This is a genomic window from Algoriphagus locisalis (assembly GCF_900116615.1).
Taxonomy (GTDB): domain Bacteria; phylum Bacteroidota; class Bacteroidia; order Cytophagales; family Cyclobacteriaceae; genus Algoriphagus; species Algoriphagus locisalis.
In genome coordinates this window covers 69552-86260 of sequence record NZ_FPBF01000005.1, presented here as the reverse complement: position 1 = coordinate 86260, position 16709 = coordinate 69552, and the positions used below count along the sequence as shown (strand labels likewise).

14 protein-coding genes are annotated in these 16709 nt (G+C 41.7%); 1 reads left to right on the top strand and 13 read right to left on the bottom strand.

Annotated elements, in window-relative coordinates:
* Positions 1–3: 3 nt before the first annotated feature.
* The 9 genes from BM386_RS14475 to BM386_RS14435 form a co-directional block, all read right to left on the bottom strand.
* The gene (locus BM386_RS14475; RefSeq protein ID WP_091695612.1) at positions 4–1158 is read right to left on the bottom strand and encodes a BamA/TamA family outer membrane protein; all 1155 of its coding nucleotides are present in this window, start codon (positions 1156–1158) and stop codon (positions 4–6) included.
* Between the two features lie 70 nt (positions 1159–1228).
* Entirely contained in the window at positions 1229–2035 is an 807-nt protein-coding gene (locus tag BM386_RS14470) for an outer membrane beta-barrel protein (RefSeq protein WP_091695610.1), read from the bottom strand.
* Positions 2036–2122: 87 nt separating this feature from the next.
* Entirely contained in the window at positions 2123–3172 is a 1050-nt protein-coding gene (locus BM386_RS14465; RefSeq protein ID WP_091695609.1) for a hypothetical protein, read from the bottom strand.
* 941 nt (positions 3173–4113) lie between these two features.
* The gene (locus BM386_RS14460; RefSeq protein ID WP_091695607.1) at positions 4114–4902 is read right to left on the bottom strand and encodes a hypothetical protein; all 789 of its coding nucleotides are present in this window, start codon (positions 4900–4902) and stop codon (positions 4114–4116) included.
* 173 nt (positions 4903–5075) lie between these two features.
* Positions 5076–5357, bottom strand: coding sequence for a hypothetical protein (locus BM386_RS14455; RefSeq protein ID WP_091695605.1), 282 nt, complete (start codon positions 5355–5357; stop codon positions 5076–5078).
* A gap of 176 nt (positions 5358–5533) precedes the next feature.
* Complete coding sequence (locus tag BM386_RS14450) at positions 5534–5995, bottom strand: Hsp20/alpha crystallin family protein (RefSeq protein WP_091695603.1); 462 nt, start codon at positions 5993–5995, stop codon at positions 5534–5536.
* A gap of 633 nt (positions 5996–6628) precedes the next feature.
* The gene (locus BM386_RS14445; protein ID WP_091696126.1) at positions 6629–8389 is read right to left on the bottom strand and encodes a RagB/SusD family nutrient uptake outer membrane protein; all 1761 of its coding nucleotides are present in this window, start codon (positions 8387–8389) and stop codon (positions 6629–6631) included.
* A 10-nt stretch (positions 8390–8399) separates the two neighbouring features.
* Positions 8400–11912, bottom strand: coding sequence for a SusC/RagA family TonB-linked outer membrane protein (locus tag BM386_RS14440; RefSeq protein ID WP_091695602.1), 3513 nt, complete (start codon positions 11910–11912; stop codon positions 8400–8402).
* 135 nt (positions 11913–12047) lie between these two features.
* Positions 12048–13100 carry a FecR family protein gene (locus tag BM386_RS14435; RefSeq protein WP_091695600.1) on the bottom strand — a complete coding sequence of 351 codons (1053 nt, stop codon included), beginning with the start codon at positions 13098–13100 and terminating at the stop codon, positions 12048–12050.
* A gap of 214 nt (positions 13101–13314) precedes the next feature.
* Between BM386_RS14435 and BM386_RS14430 the strand changes: the two genes are divergently transcribed.
* Positions 13315–13893, top strand: coding sequence for an RNA polymerase sigma-70 factor (locus tag BM386_RS14430; RefSeq protein ID WP_091695598.1), 579 nt, complete (start codon positions 13315–13317; stop codon positions 13891–13893).
* 324 nt (positions 13894–14217) lie between these two features.
* On the opposite strand, the gene BM386_RS14425 is transcribed toward BM386_RS14430, so the two are convergent.
* The 4 genes from BM386_RS14425 to BM386_RS14410 all read right to left on the bottom strand — a co-directional run bounded on the left by BM386_RS14425 (position 14218) and on the right by BM386_RS14410 (position 16172).
* Positions 14218–14469, bottom strand: a complete 252-nt coding sequence (locus tag BM386_RS14425) for a hypothetical protein (RefSeq protein ID WP_091695597.1) — start codon at positions 14467–14469, stop codon at positions 14218–14220.
* 209 nt (positions 14470–14678) lie between these two features.
* The gene (locus BM386_RS14420; RefSeq protein WP_091695595.1) at positions 14679–14900 is read right to left on the bottom strand and encodes a hypothetical protein; all 222 of its coding nucleotides are present in this window, start codon (positions 14898–14900) and stop codon (positions 14679–14681) included.
* Positions 14876–15424 carry a hypothetical protein gene (locus BM386_RS14415; protein WP_091695593.1) on the bottom strand — a complete coding sequence of 183 codons (549 nt, stop codon included), beginning with the start codon at positions 15422–15424 and terminating at the stop codon, positions 14876–14878. The genes BM386_RS14420 and BM386_RS14415 overlap by 25 nt, the downstream gene beginning before the upstream one ends.
* 1 nt (position 15425) lies before the next feature.
* Positions 15426–16172 (bottom strand): hypothetical protein, encoded by a 747-nt coding sequence (locus BM386_RS14410; protein WP_091695591.1) that lies wholly within the window; start codon positions 16170–16172, stop codon positions 15426–15428.
* Positions 16173–16709: the final 537 nt, after the last annotated feature.

Below are 16709 nucleotides of genomic sequence, written 5' to 3'. Positions count from 1 at the left end.
GACTTAATTCCTATTATTCCAGGCAGATCCAAATACAATATACCATCCAAAATCCTCATTGGACCAAGCCACATCTACTCCTGTTCTTAAACCGAATTTTCTGGCGATCAAGTACCGGAACCCTGTACCATAATTATATACCAGATCAGCCTCCGAGAAGGAAAGCTCCTTGGTAATAGCTTTGGCCGCACCTACAAATCCCACCGCACTCCAACGATCTGTAAAATCATAACGCTGCTCTGTCTCCAGCAAAAAGGTCTGATCTCCCTGATACCTGGCCAATGGTACTCCCCGTAAACTAATACCTGGTTTCACATAGAAAGGTGCATCAGCAAACTGTAATTTACCTTCAGCCCTAAATCCACTCACCAACTTAGGAGCAAACTGGAAATATTGGAATGCAGCGATATTCCAATTTTGATAGGTATAATCACTTCCTGTCCAGGCACCATTCATTCTAAAATCTGAAACAACATATAATCCTTTATTAGGGGAAAAAACATTGTCCCGCTTGTCAAATTCCATGGCAATCCCAACACTGCTGAGGTTATTGTCCAGCGCTTTGTCATCGATGAAATCAGGTAATTGCAAAAAATCAAAATCCGGCCTGACCTTATTATGCAGATACAGGTATTCCAGACCAACAAATAATTGAGTTTCCCCTATCTGTCTAAGCACTGAAGCAAATGCAGCTGTGGTATTAAAATTAAACGGAAACTTTTGCTCGCCTACAACGGGAATATTTCTGAAAAAATCCATATTGACATCTCCATAAACAGCACCGAGCCTATATTTCAGATGCTGTTTTGGCAGGGAAGCGATTCGTAAAGCGCCTATTCCCCAGGTTTTATTCCCGGTAATTCCCACAAAAGCAGCAGTAATATCCGGAGGAACAAATTCTCCCAGATCCTGATGCTTATTTGGCTGAATGAATATAGGTGTCAGCATTACCCCAATACCCCCAAGTGCAGGTTCCGTAACTATCTGGGCTACGGGAATAAACCCATGAAAATTGATCAAAAAATCACTCATGTCAAGTTTTCCGTCCAGAGAGTCCTTGAAGACCTTCATACTGAGCTTCTCCTTCTCTTCCTTCTCCTGCGCAGTAGAAGCATTGACTAGGAGCATAAAAACAATTACTGTGTAAATAAACTTCATAGACATCAGTTTTGAATACTAAAAATACTAGTTGCACATAAGATATAAACTATACTTTTATAGGCATTTCTTAGTCAGCCTTCATTTTTCCTCTTCCAATAGGAAGATTGGCATATAAAGCTATCTGACTATGATTTTGCTTACCTGCTATATTTTTCATCGCATCAGATAATCCTCCCTGATAGCGAATTCCGAAAGCATTTACTTTCTCTTTTCCAATATACATCCCTACCCCGGACACAAATCCGAAATCAAAGCGCTGTACTTCCTCCCTGATATCGTTTTCTAAGGTCAAATCCCCTTGAGTCAGATCCGCTTCAAAAATATCCTGTGCTTTGAGTCTAAAAGAAATCTGAGGCCCCAATTCCACAAAGTAGGTTCCCTGAAACGCATAACGCATCGTAGCCGGAATACTGAAGTAATTTATCTTACGGGTCACTTCAGAGTTTGCATAAAACATATTGAGACTGGGATCTCCTAAGTCATATGGAGCTATGCCTGCGGCACCTCGCTGATACTTAGCCATCAGATCAAGGTTAAGATGCCAATTCTCATCAAACTTATGGGTATAAAAAAGTCCGAGGTTAAAAGATCCCATTGGATCCTGAGCGCCTGACAAAGACATGTTGTTCCAGCTGTAATCCAGGTGAATCCCAAAGAGATTATCTTCATTATTCAGCTTGTCTCCAAAGATCAGACTCATAATTACCTGGGCCTGGGAAACAGTGACCAGGGACATGAAAAGTCCGAAAGACAAACAAAACTTGATCAAACAATTATACTTTTTATGATAAGTAACATTGATGTCATTAGCCAACGTTTTGTCTGAAAACCGAAGACGGGTGACCGAAGAGGCCTGATTACTATTTTTTACCATATCTTATACTGCTTTGGCCAGTTTTTAGGAAAAAAAAGATTCTAATTTTTATGTCATTATTCCACCCCTTTATCGAAGCTATTCATACTAGGACTTCTTCTTGAAAAAGCCCGGAAATCTATAGTTAAGATTTAGCAAAAACTGGCTTCTCTTTCCAAATACCCCCAATTCTGATCTCAGTATCCACCGCTTGTCAAACTGGTATTGGGCCCCAAATATCAGATTGAAAGGGGCCGCCACTTTCTTGTCGAGCCTGTATTCTATCAAAGCATCGCCAGGGTCTATACCTGATGCAGCATCTTCAATTTTATCGATAATCTGTTTGGCTACCACCCGTTGAGCCGGAGGAAGATCATCCGCCCATTCATTCAGTCGGTCTATAGCGGCACCATCCCCCAAACCCGGAACCAGACTGGACACCGGAATCGAACCTTGGGTATCGTTTTGGATTACCTGAAAGAACGTCCCTGCCCAGACGGATAAATTCCGCTGGGGATTGGAAATGGATGGGATGGTATGACCTACCCGGAAACTGCTGTTGAAAGCCGGGACCGGCTCTACCACTACTTCCACATCAGCAAAATTGTAGTTGTTGTCCCAGGCAAACCAGACCGGACCGGCTGCTGCTGTCAAGGTAGCCCCAAGTCCATAGCTACTGACCGAGAAGTTTTGCTCTGTCTGAAAGCTAATCGGATCGAGTAGAGTTACTTGAGTACTGGTAGTACCTCCACCTAAGATTCCATAGATATTCAAAAAGGGCAAAACCCAAACATCGGGACGAAAAGAATAGGCATTAGTAGTGGCTATAGTAGGACCAAATTTGATAAACTGACTGATATCTACCAGTTCTGAACCACCGAATCCTACTGCAGTGCTTTCTATTAAAATCTGCTGTTGCTGGGTGAAATAAATCGCACTGGCTCCCCATGCATACGGTAGGTCATATCCCCGCTTGGCCGCTCCCGCTCCTAGAAAAGGGAAAACATAGGGATAGTCCATGTTTTTTAGACTGTCGTAATAGTCTTCGTAAAGGGGGTTAAAAATCTTTTGGGCTCCCTGGCCAAATGTATTTGAAACCACTCCAAATGAGCAAAAAAGTAGGGCAATACCTAGTTGGTTTAGCTTAAAATTCTTCATAACCTCGGATTAGGACAAACAAGCTTGGTTTAATATTCATTATAAAATTAGAGCAAAAACGGAGTACTGACTAAAAATTAAGAGATTAATGTCAAAAAATAGAACTTTTGGCTAATTAAATCAGAAGATTGGACACAGACCAGTAAGATTTTGTACTATTCAAATCCAAAACTGAGAGCTTTCAGTCAGAGTAATCAGTCTCCTTTTGAGTGTCCACAAATTCAGAGGAATGTGAGAAAAAAACCTATTCATACTAGCATCATAAGTACAAGTAGCATCTGCCAGAATAGGTGGAACCAAATCTGGGTAGCGGTAAGCCATAAATATTTAGCGCTGTGGCTTTAGGTACCTCGCTATTAAATTCAATCTTATTTAACCTGATTATTCGCAATGATGCCAGTGACCTCTTTTACTTTGCTTATCAGGCTGGAAGACCCCTGCCCGATGGCAGGCGGGGATGACGGGTGACTCCCGCAGTGGCGGGACAGGCTGAAGTACCAGCAAAGCTTGTGTTTAACCTAAATTAAGTCGCTTTTTACCTTTTACTGGTGCAATTGCGGATATACATATTATTTAATTCTGAGGCTTTCTATCTATCGTACTTTTGGCTTGGCCCAAAAGTACCAAAAGCCCAAGACGGAATAATGCTTCTACCCGCAAACAGCCGCACCCCCGCTATTCCGTCCTCCCACCGCTCCCCACATAACAAACCCAGTGGTATTTTATCACCCAACTTATTAATCTTTTACTAGCACCAAAGGTGCGTGTAGGATCGGCGCAGAATGAGCGTAAAGAAATGCTGGTCACGGGAATTCAAATTATACTATCAGAGTGCCAAGGGCACGATCTGTGATTGGTGGAATCACATAAAACAAAAAGCGCAGCCCCGAAGTAAATCGAAACTGCGCTTAGCATTACTATTGAATTATCTATCGGCTTACCTACTTCGGGAAAAGGAAAATCACCACGGCTCTCCAGCCCCAATCAGCCTTACCACCATCCGGTGCCGCGAGATTTAATCTTGGCCCTACCACAAATTGAGTTTTCTGTTTTCCAAGACTAGTCACCGCAGAAATCGTTGGGTTTAGCCATACTGTAGCCGTAGAAGCTTCCCAGTTTTGGGTCCACTCCATATTTGCACCGATTCCTGCGCCGGATTTCCAATTATAGTTTACAAAAGGCTGCACAAACATCTGGCTGACATCAGGGCGATCAGCGTTTCCAGCCACAGACCAGATTTGATTGACTAGGGCACCGATAGTCCAGCCATTTACCTGCTTAAGCGCAATAGCTGTTGGCCCCATTCCAAATTTTTCGGTTGTTAGGAAATCATTGGTGCCTGTCGGGATCAGTAGAGCAGGGCCAACTCCCCAAGTCAACTTCTCGGAATTCGCAGGAGAAAAGAATGCAGACATCACAGCATCTCCCAAACCTGATTGCTTTTCGCCTGGGGCAGTGATACTGTATTGTGTCACCACAGGTAGAACCACTCGGGTGATCATATTCCAATCCTTAGAGATGGAAATGGGAATTACCGGCTGAATGTTCATGGTATTTCTCGTTCCATTAAACTCTCCGATCCCATAATCTGTGTTATTCTGAAAAGGAACAGATATCAGGGATGCGATGGGATTGGCAAGTTTTTTTGCCAATTCGGCAGCGTCGTCCTGGGCAGATGCAATACCTGCCGAAAAGAAAATAAGGCTAAGGGATAGTAAAAATTTATTCATTGCTGGTTTAATTACACATTTCACTGATAGACATTGTAAAAATGGAGTATTCTACTGTGAAATTTAATAAAATTGTGGTTCAACGAAGCTTTTTTGGAAAAAATGTTATCTGCTTATTCCCCATGATACCTGAAGACTTAAATCCATTTTAGCAAGACTTCCTTAAAGCTACTTTAGGAGGATTGCCTGAGCCTACTTCTACTGTTTTCTGTTTGGGCGCTAGCATTATTCGCTTTTTGCTGCCGCGAAAATCCCCAAGCCCCGGTTCTCTGAGAGGAAACCGCCTCTAACTGTTGTGTTAATCCTTTGCTTTTTAGCCAGTAATCCAATTCCCTGCTTTCGGATGCACCGAGCATCTGTTTGGCCTTGCTATACTCTTTACTAAATAAGCGGCGATCAAAACTCACTTTCTCGAGTATGGTTTTATAATAATCCAGAAAAGAATTTTTATTCATTTTTACGCTATTTTTTGGTTACACATCATAGGGGTAGCATCAATTCTGCCTTCGAGGTAAAATTCAAAACAACTGACAGTCAAAGGGCAATAAGCTAGCTCTTTGCAAAAAAGCTTTTAGTGTTTTGATCATCAGAAAACAAATTCTGACAGTCATGAGAGACTGTCAGAATTTTATTACCCAATATTTATAGTTCTTGAGGGTTTCTTCTTGGCTTCCTCTCTCTTAGGAATTACCAAGCGGAGAATACCGTCTTCATACTTACCCTCTATTCTGTCACTGTCCACGGTATTCGGCAGGTAAAAGGATCTGGAGAAGGAGCTGTAGCTGAATTCCCTGCGGGTGTAGCCCAGTTGCTCTTCGTAATTATCCTCTTGATTCTGGGAGGTTTCGGCCTTAATAACCAGGGTATTATTGTCCAACTCTACCCTGAAGTCCTCCTTTTTCATGCCCGGAACTGCCATCTCTACGCGGAAATCACTTCCAGTTTCTGAAATATTCACCCGGGGAAGGGCGTTGCTTTCGGATGGTCTTCCTATGCTAACCGAATCCAGCCAATCAAACAAGCCTCTGCTTGGAAAGTCATCAAATAAGGTAGCAGAGGGGCTTAAACTGTTTCTTTTCATTAATGTGTTCATTGCTTTACAATTTAATAGTTCAACAAATAAACCTCCTGACTACACAGTCCAATTGGCCATTCAAGACTCTGACAGTCAGGATACCAAGTAAAAGAATCGCGATTCTATGACTCTAAAATCAAGCAAAATGCCAAAGTCGTTTTGTATAAATTTTGTCAGTTTTAGAATGAAAAAATGTCAGTTTAGTTTGTACTTAGGCATGGATATTTATCCCTTGCCCCTGTAAATGCCCAAGACTGTATAGCTACAGGGTTTAAACCGGTGAAAAAAGCAAAGGGCCATTTCCCTAGAAAATGAAGTAGACGGTGCGACCCTAGGAGGTCACTAAGGTTATTGAATCAAATATGTAATTACAAATCCTAGCTTAAAGGGTCTTGATAATACCCCACAAACTAGGGAAACAGTAAGAAAAAACAAGCAATTATTGTACTCTAAATAGCTTGAACAATAATTGAATGTAGTCAGGAGACCGACATTTTTTAAGCACAAGGTCCTAAGACTTGCGCTAAAAGGATTTTTCGGCCCTGCCAGACAGCTCAGCATGAAAACAGGAGCTAACAAAAACATAAAAAAAGAAGGCTGGCTGAATAGTTTCAACTAGCCTTCTCTAAGAAAATAGAATGATTGACACTTCTACTCTAAAGTAGGTTCAAATGTACCTCCCCAGCCAACATTCTGCTCTAATTGGTTATTTCTGTCCAATACAGCTTTCTGTATAGGAAAGAAATAATAATTTTCTGGTAGTACACTGCTTTGCACACCAGATCTCGGCACCTGTAGAACCTGATATTTGAAGTCTTCTTCAGTAAGTGAATAGCTAGAGGCCAATTCTCTACCTTGAGCCAAGGAAAGTTCTGTACCATCTTCATCGATAGCAATTGCTTCTACACCGTGCTTGGTAGCACCATCTAACCTATCCAACATTCTAAGCCTTCTCAGGTCCCAAAATCTATGGCCTTCAAAAGCAAATTCAATGTTTCTTTCAGCTAAGATAGCTTCACGCATATCCTCACGATTAGTAGCACTGATTCCATAATTGCCGTCATCACCCGGCAGAATTCCTGCTCTTTCCCTGATTTCCTTAAGGATATTCATAGCCGTTGCCATATCACCTGTTTCATTCGCAGTTTCCGCGTAATTCAACATCACCTCTGCAAAACGCATCAACACGTAATCCACGTCATATTGCTGCACTTCAGGTTGGGTCAGATTCAATAAACTGTTTTTAAGGATGAAGAAACCAGTGTACCTATCCAAATTAGTCGAATTGATACCTGCGTTTGGATTGATTCCAAAGTCATCTAACTCATGCGCAATTCCCAAGGAAGTATATTGTCTTTTACCTGCTTTTCCGGATACTTCATATACTTTACCATTCCATACGATGGATTGATCAAATCTGGGGTCTCTGTTCTTCCAATAGTTTTGGAGAAACTCCTCATCAGTCATGTAATACTCACCTGTAGGATCATCGTATAGTTTTCCATCCAGCATAGGAAATTCTTGTATAAATTCCCAAGTTGGACAAGCCGACGCAGGTCCCCGGCTTTCCGACCCTGGTCTGACTCCGTGATCCCAACTTGCTATTTTGTTCGGATAACTATTGATCACCGAGAAGACTGTTTCCCTATTTCCTTCATCCAGTGCAATTTCAGAATATTCATCTGCCAAGCCATAACCAAAAGCGCTGAGTGTCTCGTAAGCCTCTTTATTTGCAGCCTGTGCTTCCTCCCAATAGCTATTATCAAATGGACTGGAAGGATTGAATTGAGGTGATGCCTTATAAAGCAAGACTTTAGCTTTGAAAGCCAGTGCGAAACTGCCATCAACTTTCCCAAAATCACCTGAGGATGAAGGGATGTTCTCTGGAAGCAGGCTGATTGCCTGATCTAAATCTTCAATTAGGAAATCAAAGCATTCGGCAGTAGAATTCCTGGCCACAAACAAATCATCTTCGTACCTGTCCTGAGGCACTTTTACATAAGGAACTCCCCCATGGTACATCACCATATTGAAGTAGGTATAAGCCCTCATAAATAGTGCTTGCCCTGTAATGTTATCTTTAACCTCCTGGTCAAGTGCGCCGGCATTTACGTCTTGGATTGCCTGATTTATCAAGCGTATTCTACCGTAGTTCCAGTCTTTGTAATCCCCGTTAGAGATCGTGATACGATCTGCATACCAGGAAATCCCGGCAATTTGCTGACTTGACCTGTCAGCCCCAGAATTCCAGTTCCCAAACATGGAATATAAATTTGCCATGTAAGCATTGGCTAAGTTTGGATCACTCCATACCAGATCAGGGCTATAATTATTGATATCCTCTATTTCAAGAAAGTCAGAACAGCCTGTGGAGATGATAATAAATCCGAGTATATATAGTATTCGTTTCATTGAAGTTTCTTTAAAATTTAACATCAAGACCAAGGGTAAAAGATCTCATTAGAGGAAAGGAATCATAGTTTCTCTGCTCAGGGTCCTGGAATTCTTTTACTTCAGATATGGCAAATAAATTGGTGCCGTTAAAGAAAATTTTAGCACTTAGAATATTAAAGTTGGAAAGTACTTTATTTGGGATATTGTAGCCCAGATTCAGATTTTTCAACCTTAGATAAGCGCCATTTTTGATCCAGAATGAAGTAGCACCTGTTCCTGATTCATACCAATTCTGACCAACAGGACGTGGATATTTACCGTCTGGGTTTTCTGGGGTCCATACATCATCTGCCCATATCGGGTAATATGGTCTTATAGAACCTCCATGCTGTCTCATACCTGCACCTTCCTGATTGCTGATAATTCTGTCATATACTCCTACTCCCTGGAAATGCGCATTCAAAGAGAAATTGTTCCAATCCAGGTCAAAGCCAAATCCATAATTTATCCTAGGAGTAGCATTATTAGAAAGTAGCTGGAAATCGTTTCCATCGATTTTACCATCAGGTCCAGGAGAAAAACCATCACCTCTGATATCTTCAAAGTATAGACCTCCCAAATAGGGATCACGGCCGTATTGCTTCAATCCAGACTCCAACAGAGAATTCAACTGCTCTTGGGTTCTAATAATACCCAGCGAACGCAATCCAAATATTCTTCCACTAGGCTGACCGATTTGGGTTTCAGATGCCCGGTTGCCGCCAGGTAGAAAAATAGGATCCTGATCCAGTTTATCCCATTGATCACGGGCATAACCCAAATTCCCATAGAAAGAATACTTGAGTTTTCCGCTTCCAGTTTGATCTCTCCACATCAATGCAAGTTCCCCTCCTTTCCAGGATCTTTCGGCATAATTCTCAGGAGCCAGTGATTGTCCATAATTATCGGGAAGGGTCACCAGCCTCGATCCCAATATATTTACCTCCTGCTTATAGAATGCGTCAATGGATCCTACCAATCTGGTATCGATCAACTCAAAATCTAACCCTAGGTTATAAGTGGTTGAACTTGCCCAAGTCAAATTCGGATTAGGAGTTGCACCGGGTCTTATGCTGGTATAAAGTTGATCACCAAAAATATAACTACCTCCATTGCTATACGTATTTCTAAATGAAAAAGGACTGATTCTGTTGTTATTTACATCCAAGTCATTACCTGTAGTACCATAAGACATTCTTAATTTCAGATCATCCAACCAGCTGGAAGTGCCCGCCATAAAATCCTCTGCTGCCAGTCTCCATGCTGCAGAAACAGAAGGAAAGAATCCCCAGCGGTTGCCTTTTGGAAATAGTGTGTTTCCATCGTATCTAAAAGAAAACTCAGCAATGTACTTCTCATCAAAGTTGTAATTGGCTCTACCGATCAATGATTGTCTGGCTCCTATTTCTTCCCAGCCATTGCCATATCTACGCTCAGCATCTTGAGAGTACACAAAATCCTGATCGTAATTTGTCACAGGATCTTCTGCTCTGGCATATGCTCCATAGGCGCCGTTTTCTGCCTGCTCATAGACGAGCATAACTGTAATCCCATTTTTACCAAACGTTCTATTGTAATTTAAAAACCAATCAAACTGGTAACTCCAGGCGGTCTCTAGCTCGTAGTCCAAAAATTCCTGGTTTTGGCTAAAATTAAAGATGTTGATATTATTAGGATCAGGCGCAGCCGGAATAAATCTATTTCCATCAGGATCTGCCTGGGTAAACACATAATTTTTCTGATAGGTCAGATACTTTTTTCTCATGTAGTCCTCTGCCAGATAACTTCCTACCACTCGGGTGGAAAGTCCCTCTATCGCATCACTCAAATCTATATTTAATGATAAAATTGAGTTTACCTGACGCTTTCTGGTTTTGATGTAGCGGTCTCCTACGATCTGATCAATAACACTCCAGGCCTGCCAGCTGCCCATAGGAGTCTGCAGAGGAAAGTCGGTTACATAATCTGCAGGTGTACCGTCAGCTTCAGTATAGAAAGGATATACCTTTGGCCAGTTGAAACTTACCCTGTATAAATCTGAGACATCATAATCATCATCGCCAGTAAAAGGCCAGTAAAACCGGTCATGATTCTGCTGTGTAGCTGCAACATTCAGATCCAAAGTGATCCTGTCCGTGATTTTTGCGGAGACATTGGTTCTCAGGTTAAACTTCCCATGGTCCACACTTTTATAAGCACCTTCTTCACCTAGAAAGCCCAACATAGAATAGTAGGTGAGTTTGTCATTTCCTCCTGTTACACTTAGAATATAATTTTGACTGGAAGGGTTTTGCCAGATAAAGTCATTCACATTATAACTTCTATTTTCAAAATAGGCGAATTCTTCAGGTCCATTTGGAAGCGTTGTTCCTAAAAATTCCGCGACTCTATTCTGATAGATCAATTCGTCGGTGGCAGTAGTTTTATCAGAAAGGAGCTCTTGGGTAGGATTGTACATCGTATAAGAAGTCTGCAATCCAACTGTCATCTTTTGTTCAGTACCTTTTTTGGTAGTGACCAGTACAACTCCATTTCCTGCACGTGAACCATAAATAGAAGCTGAAGCAGCATCTTTTAAGAAACTAAGATTATCTACTTCATTCGCGTTCAGCGCATCAAATGCATCCTTATCCCTAACTATTCCATCTATCACATACAAAGGATCACCAAAGCTCCCTCTAATACGGATGGAAGAAGACGCCCCTGACAAACCGGAAGTTCCTGTGACATTTACACCGGGAGCTCTACCTGCAAGAGTATTGGAAAGATTCGTGGCGGGAATATCATTTATTTCATCTGTTTTTACAGCTGTAATAGCACCGGTTAGATTCACTTTTTTCTGGGTACCATATCCCACGACTATGATCTCATCTAGCGCCTGGGTGTCTTCTGCTAAGGTCACATTGATGATGCTTTGACTTCCGATCTCTATAGTCTGGCTAGCATAACCGATAAATGAAAAGATCAATGAACCATCAGCAGGGGCGTCTATGGAAAAATTACCATCTACATCTGTGACCGTTCCAGTAGTAGTTCCACGTACAGTGACGGTAACTCCAGGCATAGGAAGCTGATTTTCATCTACCACAGTACCTGTGACCAATACAGCTTCCACCAGCTCTTGGACTAGGGGTTCAGTGGTCTTAACACCTACATGAATGGTATTATTGACTTGTTTAAATTTTAAGTTGGATTCCTTTGAAATTTCCTGTAAGAGGCTTTCAACAGAAATTTTCTCTCCAATTTTCTCATTAGCATAGTGTGAACCTTTGATATCCTGTTTCCTGAAGGAAAACAAGAAATCCGTTTCACTTTCTATTTTTTGGAAGACTTCATTTATAGGCAATTGCTTTTGATGAATGGTGACAAAAACTTCTTCCATTTTTGTCTGACCACTGCTTTCGCTAGCCAAGAGAGTGCTTAAAAAGAAGCACTGAAGTACCATTCCGAGAAAGGCATATTTTCCCATGGTTACAATTTTTTTCAGTAACTTTGACTTCATAATAATCCTGTTTATAGATAATAATTTGTTGTCTGTAATCAATTAGATCATTGGTCATCGCTGCACGGCAAAATCCAGCTTTGATCGATGGTCTTTTTGTTTGTAAGCTTTTTCATATCTGCATAGGCACTTTTTTTAATGAATGATTATTGTTGATTTATTTATCTCAAATTGGAAATCATACGTGAAGGAAAGTCCAATCAATACGTCTTCAAGAGATTGGTTATCAAAGTTCCCCGTGTATTCTTTTTGGTTTTTAAACTCTCGATTCTGTTGGAAACTCACTCCATACCAATTCTCCAATCTTCTGATGACTTCATCAAATGATGCATCGCGGAAAACTATCACATTATCTTTCCAAGCAAATGCTTGGTCATAATCTACCTTGATCTGCTCTAAGGACCCTTGTGTTCCATCAAACCTAGCGGCATCCATAGGCTCTAGAAATAGCCCAAGGCTTTCCCCAGACCTACCTTCCTCTTCAGACTTTGAAACTTTTACTTTTCCTATAAGCACTGCCACCTGACTAAACTGGGAAATCGAATCTTCCTGAATGGAAAAGGAAGTGCCCAATACACTAGTGACCAGCCCTTTAGAATGCACAAGAAATGGTTTGCTTTCATCACGCTGCACATCAAAGAAAACCTGCCCTTGCATGTACACATCTCTGCTATTTTCTGAAAATGACTTCGGAAACCGTACTTTACTATTTGAATTCATCTGAATCACACTTCCATCATTCAGTTTAAGAGTTAACTTCTCCCCTGCCTGGGTCACCCTAGTCAGGTATTCAATTTGAGCTGGAACATTTGCTTCTGAATGAACTTCTCTTCGACTCGAAAACAACCAAACCGCAGAAGCAACCATAGTGAGTATAATTGATGCAGCTACTCCTAATTTCCATTTATGAAAAAAAGTAGTTGTTGGTTTAGTCTGATCCTTCAGACTTCTTACCTTGGCTTTTCTCTTAGGAGATAATTCATTTTCAGAATCCATAATACGTTGATGGATCTTTTCCAGCATTGCTTTACTTCTGATCGAATTTGCATTTTCTGTACCCTCGAATTTTTCTAACTCATCCTCTAGATCCATAGCTCCATCCTCTGAATTGATCCAGATCAACACCTGATGTACTTCTTCTGGGCTGCATTTCCCTTCAAAGAATTTTTTTACTAATTCCGGGTTCATTTTACTTGTTTTTAGTAGTACTGAAAAAAGATAGCATGCCCCCAAAGGGTTTTAAAAAAAAACATGCTTACCCTTGTCTAACCCCCATATTGCAATAAAATAGTGTTTAAATATCATGTTCAGTAAAATTTTTAGCTTACTTTTCTTATATTCAAAAAATAATTTCAATCATATCGCCTTTCATTTTCAAAGTTTTTAGACAATTCCAAGTTTTATGGATCAGCACATCAAGAACCTTGTATGTAGTTTGAAGCAAGGCGACAAAGGAGCGTTTGACGGGATATATGAATTATTTCATAAGAAAATTTTCCTATTCTGCAGAAAGTACGGGCTAGCTGAGTCAGATGCGGAAGAGATCACCCAAGAGGTATTTGTCAAATTATGGTTGAGTAGAACTATGTTGGATTCAGAAAAAAATCTCAACTCCTATATTTATAAGATAAGCAAAAATATAATTATTGATGAATTCAAAAAGAAGATCAAACTCCGGGCTACTCAGGAATATCAGATGAGTTTGATCGTGCCATGCAATAATGTCCAAGAGGACATGGATTACAAGGATCTAAAAAATATGCTGGATGAGACTCTTCTTGACCTACCCGAACGCAGAAGGGAAGTATTTGAACTCTCAAGGATCAAAGGTCTTTCACATAAGGAAATTTCGGATGAATTAGGGATATCTACAAAGACCGTAGAAAACCACCTCAACTTAGCTTTACATACCTTCAGAGATGCTTTGCAAAAAACCAACGTGCTAAGTATAGTACTTGCGTTAATTTTACTTTTTAATTGAGACGCGCTTCTGTTTGTTTGACACTTAGATAAACTTGAGTATTTTGTTTATATGATTATCCGCAATGATGCCAGTCACCTTAGATCCTTCGCTAATCTGGTCGGAAGACCAATGACCGAAGACCAAAGCGGCCTCAATTCTAGAGTTAACCAAATTCTATACTGCTATTATCTCTTTACTAGTAAGAAAGCGGATATACATATTTTTTTTAAAAATAAAAACTTAAAAGCATGAATATCAAATATTTATAGACATTTAAAACCTAAGGATAAAAAACCCGAACAGAATTTCTGTCCGGGTTTTGCATTATAAAATCAATACACTTTACTGAACCGTAGCCATCAACTTCTCTTCCAACCTCTGCTCATCCACAGTGAGCTGGGAGATGCTGACCAGGACAGTACCAGCTGTAATTGCATAACCTGCATAAGTCAGCAATATAGCCGGAACCGTACCGGGTGCTGTGAGTACAGCAGTGCCGATGGCGGCGATGATCAATCCTGCCTTTTTTACCTTTTGAAAAAAGGGCGGTGTGGGCGCTGTGGCGCGTTGTTTTACTTCTGTGAGTATGTTCATGGTTGGAATGTTAAGTGTTAAAATGTTAAGTGTTAAGTGTTATGGAGACCGGTGTCGGATGTCGGATGACCGATGACCGATGACGGGTGTTGGATCAAAGCACCGTCACTGCGAGGTGAGGTACGAGCCGCGGCAGTCTCAACCTTTGAAGTGCCAAATACAATGAGATTGCCACGTCGGCTTTCAGCCTTCTCGCAATGACGCATTATTCAAATGCTTTTCCTCTTAGGCGGACTGCGGCTTCGCTGCATGACCGTTTTCATCAAAGCCTGCTCGGCTTCCAATCGGATAAAGAGCTCCTTCAGCTTGGCCAACTCATCCCTCAGCTGCCGGGTATCCTCGATCAGCAGCTTTAGAAAGTAAGCGATCACCGAAAGCAGCATCATCGTCACCACCCCGGCCAGACTTAAGAGTAGCTCTGCTCCAGACATGATTCCAATAGATAAGGAATTCCTTCCGATACAATCTGTAACTCTACCACTTCCCCCCGCTCCCATTCAAGCTCTAGCCTTTCCATCAATTGCAGGAAGGCCAGTTTGGTGAACAGAGGAGTACCATCAGCTCTATAGCTGGTGACTGGATAGATGGAGTAGGATTCCAGCTTTTCATCTCCTGGGTAACTGGAGATCTTTCCTTTTTCTTCAACTCCTACCTCCCATCCTTTTGCCTCAGAATGAATAGCTTCTAGCTCATAGACTCCTTCTTCCATGCAACTTATCGGTTCGTGGAGACAAGAACCGAGGCGGTTGAGTCCTTCTATTATTGCACTTTTCGGTCTGTGAAGACACAGACCTAGGCCGTGTTCCAACTCATAAACCCCTTCTTCCAGACAGGTTTTCCCAGTATCAAAGCAGGCCTTGGGAGGCTCCCGGGTGAAGCAGAGCTGCTTCTGCCCGAGAAATAATCTCCCAAGGGTAACTGTTGCTTTGTACTTTCTGTGAAGTACCAGTCTCATTTTAGACCGTAGCTACGCCCAGAATTTTGGCAGCATTATGAGCCCCATTATTCAGGGAGTACTCAACGCTGTTGACCTGCTGGATAAATTCCACACTTAGCACAAAAACAAAGTGGGTTCCGCTCAACTGGGTTTTATCCACTGTGAGGGTCTGTGGCAATGCCGGATTCAAAACTGTAATTGAGCCAGTGGAAGCACTTACCAAAGACCGTGTTCCCTGCTCAAAATCCAGCCCCACACCCGTTGCGGTGATCCGGTAGTGGGTTGCCCCTTCCGGAATGGCTATTAAATCCTGAGGAGTATAAGCCGGTAAACCAATTTCGAAGGCTGCTGCTGTATCGCTCTGACTGATATCAAAGAAAAGGGTACTTCCGAGGGAGGATGCAGCGTTCATCTCCATATCCTTCATCAGATTCCAATCCCCTTCTCTCACCTTTCTATCTCCTCTCACATTCACGAGATCTGCTTTCAGCACTTTCATCATAGCTCTAGTGATTCGGAGATTCAATCGGGTATCCCCAATTTTCGAGATCACAGGACGCAGGGCATCCCTGAGTAATTTGGAGGAGTTGGCATTGTCGGTGAACTCCCGGATATTCTCGCGGGTTCTCGCATACCGAGGATCATTCATAATCCTGGATTTTTCTACCCCGCCCTTTTCCCGGGCCAGATAGCCATCTCTGGTCTTGTAAAAAGACAATCTTCCTACTGGACCTTTCAGTGTAATTATTCCTGTTTGTTTTGCCATATGTATATGGGTTTTAGGTTAAACATGCAGGAAAATTCAGGTTTATCACATTGGCTATCAATTGAATGTGCGGTCTGCACTAAATGTGCTGTATATGCTAGGTAAACTAAATAATTCTATAAATTCTGATAATGTAATTTCCTTCCCTTCTGGCCATTGCTGTCTCCATTAATTGATGGCGTGGTTGGGTAAACAGTTCATCTTCAGCCTCTGGATGACAGAATACGACCGAAGGAAGAGCTTGATTAGAAATTTAAAATGGGAGGAGTTGCAGTGATGATGCCTTTGGCAGGTAGGTTATTTGTAGCCACTTTTCCAATATCGTTCATGCCCACGGCCTTTTTAATAGCCTAGGGTTTCAACCCTAGGTTTTAAAGAGATATTTGTTCACCAGCGCTGGCCCGTAGTCGTCTTTCGGAGGCGGAAGCGTATTGCCAGCAAGATGGAAACGGAAGTTTCGGGTGGCGGTTAGCAGTTGGCATAAATCCAGATTGGAAATCCCACGGGTTGCAGTCCGACGTTGCAAATGTGGTATAG